9 protein-coding genes and 1 rRNA gene are annotated in these 9,040 nt (G+C 37.9%); 2 read left to right on the plus strand and 8 right to left on the minus strand.

Going from position 1 to position 9,040, the window contains the following annotated elements; translation table 11 throughout:
* The 6 genes from BM308_RS12725 to BM308_RS12755 all read right to left on the minus strand — a co-directional run.
* Positions 1-386 (minus strand): helix-turn-helix domain-containing protein (locus tag BM308_RS12725; RefSeq protein WP_074945728.1); only part of this gene is annotated, 386 nt, incomplete at its 3' end.
* 349 nt (positions 387-735) lie between these two features.
* Positions 736-936, minus strand: coding sequence for a hypothetical protein (locus BM308_RS12730; RefSeq protein ID WP_074945729.1), 201 nt, complete (start codon positions 934-936; stop codon positions 736-738).
* A 588-nt stretch (positions 937-1,524) separates the two neighbouring features.
* On the minus strand, positions 1,525-2,421 hold the full coding sequence (locus BM308_RS12740) for a hypothetical protein (RefSeq protein ID WP_074945731.1): 897 nt from the start codon (positions 2,419-2,421) through the stop codon (positions 1,525-1,527).
* 78 nt (positions 2,422-2,499) lie between these two features.
* Positions 2,500-2,982: a hypothetical protein gene (locus BM308_RS12745; RefSeq protein ID WP_074945732.1), complete on the minus strand. Its 483-nt coding sequence runs from the start codon at positions 2,980-2,982 to the stop codon at positions 2,500-2,502.
* Between the two features lie 49 nt (positions 2,983-3,031).
* Complete coding sequence (locus BM308_RS12750; RefSeq protein WP_074945733.1) at positions 3,032-3,523, minus strand: hypothetical protein; 492 nt, start codon at positions 3,521-3,523, stop codon at positions 3,032-3,034.
* Between the two features lie 312 nt (positions 3,524-3,835).
* Positions 3,836-4,720 (minus strand): DMT family transporter, encoded by an 885-nt coding sequence (locus BM308_RS12755; RefSeq protein WP_074945734.1) that lies wholly within the window; start codon positions 4,718-4,720, stop codon positions 3,836-3,838.
* A 319-nt stretch (positions 4,721-5,039) separates the two neighbouring features.
* On the opposite strand from BM308_RS12755, the gene BM308_RS12760 reads away from it, so the two are divergent.
* Both BM308_RS12760 and BM308_RS12765 read left to right on the plus strand, forming a co-directional pair.
* Positions 5,040-6,701 (plus strand): hypothetical protein, encoded by a 1,662-nt coding sequence (locus tag BM308_RS12760; protein WP_074945735.1) that lies wholly within the window; start codon positions 5,040-5,042, stop codon positions 6,699-6,701.
* A 136-nt stretch (positions 6,702-6,837) separates the two neighbouring features.
* Positions 6,838-8,253: an MATE family efflux transporter gene (locus BM308_RS12765; RefSeq protein ID WP_074945736.1), complete on the plus strand. Its 1,416-nt coding sequence runs from the start codon at positions 6,838-6,840 to the stop codon at positions 8,251-8,253.
* Between the two features lie 71 nt (positions 8,254-8,324).
* Here BM308_RS12765 and BM308_RS12770 read toward each other — a convergent pair whose 3' ends face one another.
* Both BM308_RS12770 and rrf read right to left on the minus strand, forming a co-directional pair.
* Positions 8,325-8,816 carry a phosphatidylglycerophosphatase A family protein gene (locus BM308_RS12770; protein ID WP_074945738.1) on the minus strand — a complete coding sequence of 164 codons (492 nt, stop codon included), beginning with the start codon at positions 8,814-8,816 and terminating at the stop codon, positions 8,325-8,327.
* A 96-nt stretch (positions 8,817-8,912) separates the two neighbouring features.
* Positions 8,913-9,028, minus strand: a 5S ribosomal RNA gene (gene rrf / locus BM308_RS12775).
* Positions 9,029-9,040 lie beyond the last annotated feature (12 nt).

Genomic DNA, 9,040 nt, shown 5'->3' on the forward strand with positions numbered 1-9,040 from the left:
TTTTTCTTCTTAAACTGAGGATATCCTCCTTTGCCTTTGAAGAACCGGCTGAAGCCACTATATAAATCCTGCATCTTTTGCTGCAGCACCTGAGAGTGCCCCTGAGTCTTGAGAAAGCTGTTTTCTTCCTCTGTCATCAGTTTATTAAGATCATATGTAAATGAAAACTTATTTATAGGTCTTGGCTTAGGTACCAGAGAAATATCCTCACACCAGCACTGAGCTGATTCGATATCTTCAAGATATTCCTGATATTCTTCATTTCTTCTTGCCAGCACCTGATTCCAGGCATATCTGGCAGAGCCACAGAGCTGAACTAATCTTCTCTGCTGCGCACCATTAGGTCTTAACCTATATCTGTATGCCTGTTTCCAGTTGATATTCATTTACGATGAAAGGACTCTAACAATATTATTATCAATTTAGGGAAAACGTTATTATATCAAGGTTACCTTTATCCTAAAAAGAAATTACAACATTTTTCAAATATGATGTAGATGACAGCTTTTAGGGCACGCTTCATCCTCGCACTAAAAGTACGAGGTATTCGCGTGCGTGAATTTGATAAAACATGTAAAAGTTAAGTAAAACAGCAATAGATCATCTTGAATGCTATTCTATTGCGGACATTTTCTAATCAGGTTTAAAGGCTACAAATTACAGATAGTTCGTTACCTCCTTTATTGTGACACCTTTGTCAATAGTGGAGGTAAATTAAAACAAATCAAATCAGATCTAATTTGCAATAGTTGTAAATAACTGTTTGCCTTGAGGATCATAGACGTAAATCGTTCTGTCTTTTCGTATCGCAAAACTTGTTCCTGTATAGCCTACAATAGCGCCATTAGAACCAATGTCTTTCGTACATAACTGTCTGCCTGTCTCATCATATACATAGGCAATACGACCTCTTTCTACTACTACGCCAATAGTCATAAAAAGCTCCTTCTGTTTATCAAGAATAGATACTATTTGTTAATCCAATATTTATAGAGAGGAAGTTATCACAGATTTGAGACAGAACAAAACAAGCTCTAAACACATTTGTCAACTGCATCTTACTCCTGCTGTAAAGTAGTCCTTAATAATCAAGTCTGTTATTTTTCTTGAATAACAGACTTATCAGCTTTTCATATGCCGTTCTATGCCCTTCCTTTCCCCCCCAAAAAAATCAGAATAGAGACTTAAAATATGATTCAGACTCAAGAAAAAAAAATTAATCCTTTCTCTGTGATTCACTTTCTCTCAACCAATACGCTCTTCACCGGTCTGTGGATTGTAATATGTTTTTGCTGTGCACCCTTACTAAATTCGTAATGAACGCCATCCTTTCTTCTATCTCTCTTTTCTTCTTTCTACAAAATCTCTTGGTTTCATCAAAATCTAATCTACGATCGGACCAACCGTTATCTGTCAGAATATAGCCGTACTGGGGTTTACACTCGACCATTATCTCTTCTGCGTTTACGGCAATAAGTGTACCGATACAAGAGCACAGAGAGAGTCTCCCAAAAAGATTGAAAGCTACTGAAAAGCATTCTCATACTTGTCCGCTGACTGCCCAGGAGTGTTTCCCTGATTAAAGGCAAGCTTCTTTAAATATTCTGTGTAGGTATAGGATTCAGACCAGCCACGACTTTTAACAAGCAGAAAGGTCTTTCCGTCAGCCTGTCTTTTAATATCAAGACTTCCCTTCTCCAAAATAAGATCGACCACAAGCTCATCAGAAGAATAATTTACATAGGTCAGCATTCCATTATTAGTCTTTATGCATTTATCGTATGTTTTGGATGTTGTCTGTCTGAACCACTCAGTCCATCCTGATGGCAAGATATTTTCCTGAAAGTTACTGATAAGGGATGAGACGAATGAGTTCTTTCCTTCTTTGTCCCAAAAGTTAAGTCGAATCTCTATAATCTCGCCGATTTCATTTACATAAAGCCTTATAGTTCTGACTGTATCAGTAGGATAAACCGAGCCTTTTAAGGTGGTAATACGGAAACAGTCATCATTGGTCATGGAGTTATAAAGCGACTTAATATTGTCGCTAGAATGCGACTCTGAAGAATACAGATCATGTCTACTGTTCTCGTAGATAACACAGTTTTGCTTTTTATTCTGCAGGAGATAATAGGAAACAGGAATTAAATCTTTTTTCTCATTGATTAGAGGAATTGTTTTATTGGAAATGACCTGCTTGGAAATTGTAGCCTTGGCATTTGTCCCCAGAACAAAGCCGAACAATGATACAGGAGTGTCTTGGGTATACTGCCACTCGTTTGCTACAGATTCGTAGTAGCTTTTATTTTCAATCTTCTGGTTATAGGCAACCCAGATATAGCAGACAAAGACAAGAACCAGAACTGTTAAACAGATGATAACAAATCTTTTAAGTCCATCGTCTCTGTCTATTCTGCTCATATTCAAGTCTTTCCGTTACACCGTTCATTAGTAATTCCTAATTCAAGTATAACCCGAAGAGCAGCTTGAAGAATGTTACTAGGCAAGCAGTCTTGCTATTTCGTCATCATAGCCAACGATCTCTTTCAGATTCTTCAGACTGTAGTCATGGAATTTGACGTTTTTCTCTATATAGTCGATATCGGTTAGAGCTGTATTTTCCTTATGCTCGAGTACTACCACAGCATCATACAGCAGCCTATTTTTCTGCTCTTCATCAGCAAAGGAAAAAGTAAGTTCAAACTCGTTCTTCTCAAGTTCGCTGATAATTTCCTGATCCTCTGCGTATTTGATTAGAGAAGGACCAAGCTTTAAAAGAGTTGACCTGTAATCGCCGCGACCGCCGCCTACAAAATGACATTCGTATGAATGCTTTTCCTCTGACTCAGTTCCATTCATGAAAACAGAATAACACTCAAAATCTCTGGTAACAGAGTTGATAAGAGAAATGATTCTCTTTGCAGTTGTACAATCCTTAGCAACAGCAGTTACGGTGCCGTTTGCAGAACTGATATTAGACATTTAAACACCACTATTTATTTGATTCAGTTAATATTTTTTAATAAAAACTCTAAGCAAATAGAGTTTGAGAGTCTGTCATTTTTACGAGATTTTTTTCACTGTACTGATATCTTTTGTAACTGACCTTCCTGCAGGTCATAGAATGTATCGGAGTATCCGCAACATGAGTGACCTTTACAACTGCCTTATCTATAGATCCGTCAGCTTCTCTAATGTCGACATAATCGAAGGTAAGTTCAAAACCAAGGAATTCCAGCTTTGAAACAGCATTTCCCTGCTTTAAGGTTCTGTTACGATAGTCATCCAGCCATTCGCCAAGGTATTTGATATTATTAAAGAAATTCCAGCGTCCTCGACCATCAAGACGACATTCAAATCTATTTTCGTCATCCAGTGAAATGACGCTGTCATCAAAATAGAAGCTGGTATAGAAAGTGAAGTAGGAAGTCACAGAGTTTATAAGCTCAGCAACCTCTTTAGCTGATTCATAGTCTTTGGCAATGATGGATACCTTTCCCTGAGCAAAACTCTGATTAGCCATTTAAAACTCCTTATGTTAGAAAACAAGTTAGATTCGAATATGTTTGTTTGTATTGTTTTGAATTTTCTTACCTATGAATCTATGATACAGAAATATACTTATATAAAAATTATGCAGTAATATTAAATAATGTATTATTGTTATTTCTGTTAATAAATTATCGATAATTCAATAAGCTTTCAATCTATGATTTCAGGCTCAATAACCTGATAAGAAAGAGTTTTATAGACAACACAAAGCAAAAGAAAGCTAGTGAAGAACCAGCAAAAAATAAGACTTAAGTTTATTTCAACAAAAAGATTGAGCAAAAACTTATATGTTATTCTCTTTACTTGCCACGTGGATAGATTTTGTAGTTTTCAGAGCAACCGAGATTATGATGACGAGAATACCGGCATAGAATGAAATATTCAGCTCAGAAGCCTCATCAAAGAGGATCATAGCTAAAATAATGGAATAAACAGGCTCAAGATTATAAGAGAGCATCACCGTAAATGCCGAGAGCTTCTGCAGGACCTGAAGCTGCAGAAGATAAAGCCCCGCAGTACAGATCACTCCTGCTAAAAGTAAATAGAAAGCATCACTTAAACTGAAATACAGAGACCACTGTCCCTCCACAACATAATAAAAAGGCAGAAGCATCGCCATAAAAACAGTACCACCTAAAAGCTCCCAGCTTATAAGCGAATAATTCTCATACTTTAAGGCTATTCTTTTGTTGTATATAGAATATATCGCAGAGAAAATAGCACAGACTATACCGACTGCGATACCAAGACGGTAACGCGCATCAAAGCCAAAGATGATCAGCACTCCTATTATGGCCAATAATGAGTAAGCAACATCAGTGAACGAGAATCTGGTCTTAACCACAAAAGGCTCAATTAAGGCTACAAAAAAGCCAATAGTTGATACACAGACAACGCCGATCGAAACATTGGAAAGTTTTATTGCAAGGTAAAACAGAATCAGATGAGCACAAAGAATGGCTCCCGCTATCATACTGCTTAGAGTTCCTTTTACCCCCAGCCATTTTAGTTTTCTGAATAGGATTAGATAACCTGCAAGAATTACTCCTCCCAAGAGCATTCTGAAGAACACAATCCAGAAAGCATCCAGAGATACCAGTCTGCCGAATAAACCAGTAAAGCCAGCGATAAAAACAGCAAGATGGAGTTTTAGAAAAACTGAGAGCATTTGACTTATAACAAATCCAAATATAGAGCTTAATGAGACGAGCTAAGTCTAGCATATACAGCGAAAAGAAATTGAAGAAAAATAATCAACTTCACTGAAATATAATGCTTTAATTTAGATCCATGAGTTTCATCTTATATTTACCAAAAACACATAGTTACCAACCATATTCTTAATCAAAATAGAGGTCCTCTTTTTATTCGTTTTCTATAATTAAAAATGAGGTGTGTGCCTTTCGTACTATAAAAAAACAAAAGACTTTGCTAAAAACACAAGAAAATAGTTTTTCAAAAAAAAACATTAAAGCATTGGAGCTTCGATGGCAGCTTACGTATTTCAAGGCATTCTCGGTAATGAATACTATGTCTTTGAACCTGAATACCTGGCATATGTACAGGCTCCACCTCCTTGCGCCTATCTTTTCACTAGAAAAACACTGGCTTTTGCTCTATCCGTTGAGGAAGAGAAAATTTCACCTGCCATGTTTTCAGATCAGATAGAATTATCACCTCTTGAACTGCACCTAGCTATCAAGGTTGACGACTATATTAAATACTGTGGAATTCAGGATGCTCTTCATGGACTAGATCATGAAGAGAATAAAGAGATCAGAAAAATTGCTCAGAACTACGTAAATAAGAAAACTGATTTTCTGGATATCCAGTATGAAGGATGTTTCCGTGGCTATGAAATATATATTCCAAGAATGTCACAGGGAGGAAAGGAAACAATCTCAATGCTGATTGCTATTCATACCAACCATAGCAGTATCTTTACCCTTGATGGGGAGAGTATGGATGTTGTACTGGATGAGCTTAATTTCAACACTGTAAGAAAAGAAATTCTAATGCAGCCTACCGTAGGACATACCTATGACATCATCTGGGTTGCAAAGTATCAGGGAAAAGATGTACTGAGAATCGTTAATGAAAACGGCACCTCAGAAAAGGTGCCCCGTTATATGTACGTTCTTTACGGAACAGAATGGAAACTTGTCTTAGGAGATGAAATTTCTTCACTTCTTAAGTTCCTGCCTACAGTTGAGCAGCAGGATCAGGCCAGAGCGTTTGTAAAGAAACAGGGATTTCAGTGTGCCTGCTTTGTTGGCGTTTTTGAAGGTCTTAACGTATACAACGTCCATTTTATGCCTCCATGTTACGATTTTGCCATTGCGGGTGTTTTACAGCAGGGAGATAACATTGAGCTTTTTGATGAGAACAATGAGGTTCATAAGAAAATCTTCGTGCAGGTCCAAAAACTCATGAAAGACAGCAGATATGTAAAACCCGATGAACTTGAATGGGATTACAAATCACATTTAAAGGCTCATAAACTTATACATAAATTCTGCAGTGAAAACCAGATAACCATTCAGGCAGAACTCGGCCACTGGGCAGGAATGCTCCTTGAACTAGCCTATCACACTAAAGAAGCAAAAACTGAAAATAAAAATGCATTGAATTCTGATAGCAAGAATGAATGGATGTATCTTCTGGTCTCTGAGAAAAAAGTAATTAAATGCCCAGATGAGCTCATTCCTCAGGTACAGAAGGAATACGAGCCAATAAGTCAGGACAATGAGTTTAAAACTCTGATTGTACCTAATACAGATTTTAAGGCTCCACGTGAAGAGACAGATGCAGACGAGCTGATAAATACGGAAAAGCTTATGAATACCAAGGCTAACGTATATGAGGCAGAAAACGGCTGCAAAACGGTCCTTAGCTATCTGAGTCGCAATTATTCACCTAAGCTTACAGAAAAAGATGCATTGTCACTGCTGGATAATATTACCTCCTTCCCATATGGACAGACCAAGGAAGAAATTGCTAAAGATCTTGCTGCAGTATCTTTAGCAAGAAACAGTTTTAAGAAAAGGTATGAAGGAAAGGTGGATTCAGCAACACTTAACTCTCTAGCCAAAAGACGCTTTCCTTACGAGGGACTTTTCTTTGATTTCAAAGAGTCTGATTTTGAGTAAAGCAAAAACACCTACAGGTTAAGGACCTAGTCATATCAGTGTCTGTAATAGCAGATACTTTTTATCATTACACCAAACATAAATACTGCTATGATTCACTCAAAACAAATAAACCAAGATTGTAATCTGATTAACAATGAGCCGAACCTTAACCTTATCTGAACTAAAAAACAAAGCAGATGTAACAAGAAGTGAAATCATGCGTATGGTCTGGAGTATGAGCATTCCAGCTATACTTTCACAGATCACCTTTATCGCCATGCAGTATATTGATGCTGCAATGGTGGGTAGCTTAGGTGCTGATGCATCTGCATCTGTCGGTCTGGTCAGTTCTGCAAGCTGGCTCATCTTCGGAATCACCATGGCAAGTACCGTAGGATTCTCTATTCTGGTAGGACAGAGAATTGGAGCTGGTGACCATGTGAGGGCTCGTTCTCTGATGAGACAGGCTTTCATGGTAAATATCATTGTTGCCTTTGCTGTTGTAGTTTTCGGTATAACAATCAGTGATAACGTTCCTTTATGGATGGGTGGCAATGCCTCTATTGCTGCCAATTCAGCCGCATATTTTATGATCCTGATGTTCAGTATCCCATTCTTTCTGATGAGAGTACTGGCAAGTTCTCTGGTTCAGGCAACCGGCAACATGAAGGTACCAAGTCTTGTAAGTGCAGCGACCTGCCTTCTGGATATCTTCTGGAATTTCTTCTTTATTTTTCCTTCAAGAACCTATGAGTTATCTCTCATAAACCTTTATATACCAGGTTTCGGTTTTGGAGTACCAGGAGCTGCAATGGGTACTGTAGTTGCTGAATGTATAACCTCTACAGTTATAGTCTATTACCTTTTAAAGAATTCAGAACTCAGACTGGTCCGAGGCGAGAAATGGACTTTTGACAGACAGGATATTGTTTCTGCAATGAAACTTGGTATTCCTGTAGGCTTAGAAAATGCAGTTATGACCGCAGCAATGGTGGCAACCACAAGAATTATCGCTCCACTGGGAAATGTTTCACTTGCAGCCAACATATTTGCTATTGAAGCAGAAGGTCTCTGCTATATGCCTGGTTACGGTATCGCATCTGCAATATCACCAATCATCAGTCAATGTATAGGAGCAAAACGCTATGATCTGGTGAAAAAATGTTCCAAGTACGGCATTATGCTCGGAGCCCTTATTATGGGATTATGTGGAATTGTGATGTTTTTTATCTGTCCTGCAATCTTCACTATCTTTACTCCAGATCATGAAGTCAGAGAACTTGGAGTAAAGATCTTAAGAATAGAAATGTTAGCCGAACCAATGTTTGGTGTTTCAATTGTGGCAGCAGCGGCTTTGCGAGGAACAGGAGATACACTAATACCCAGTATCTTAAATGCTGCAAGTATATGGGGAGTAAGAATCACCCTGTGTCTTTTAATGGTTCCAATGTATGGACTTACTGGAGCGTGGATAGCAATGTGTATAGAGTTGTGTTTCAGAGGAGCAATTCTACTATTGAGATTTCTTTCATCTCCATGGAAAAAACTTGAACTAAAAGACAAAGAATAGAAAAAACGGTTTTCAATTGAATAGCAGAAATAAAAAATCCTGGAATATACCAGGATTAAAAAAAGGAAAACTTATAAAAAGAAATAAATAAAAATATGACCAGTAATCAGAGCAAAGATTCCTGCGATTACATCATCTACCATCACACCTAATCCCCCTCCGATATGCTTATCAAAAAAGTTAATAGGAAATGGCTTTAAAACATCAAAAATTCTGAAAAGCACAAAAGCAAGTATAGCCAGATACCATTGTGGAGGGAAAAACAGAATAGAGATAAACATTCCGTCAAATTCATCGATAACAATGGAGCTGTTATCATGCATACCCATATCCTTTTCTGTTATATCTGAAGCATACCAGCCTATAAAGAAAGTAAATACAGCAACAGCAAGAACATAGTACCAATCAAGATATAGAAGTCCCATGCATATAGGCATAGCAGCAAGGGAACCAAAGGTACCAGGAGCCTTAGGCAGCAGACCTGAACCAAAGCCTACCGCAATAAGATGCCATGGATTAGAAAGTCTTATATTCTTTAAAAAAGAGCGATCATGTTTATCCATCAGAAAATCCTGTAAGGAGAAGAACTGGTGATTATTAGATAGTATATATACGAAAAAACCGAGATGCAAAAACATCTCGGTTTCTCAGAAAGGGAAGCCTGGCGGTGACCTACTCTCACACAAACGTACGTTGCACTACCATCGGCGTTACTGCATTTCACTTCTGTGTTCGGAATGGGAACAGGTGGTTCTACAGCACTATGGCCGCCAGGCGAATTGGGTTT

It is taken from the genome of Succinivibrio dextrinosolvens, assembly GCF_900116345.1.
GTDB lineage: Bacteria > Pseudomonadota > Gammaproteobacteria > Enterobacterales > Succinivibrionaceae > Succinivibrio > Succinivibrio dextrinosolvens_B.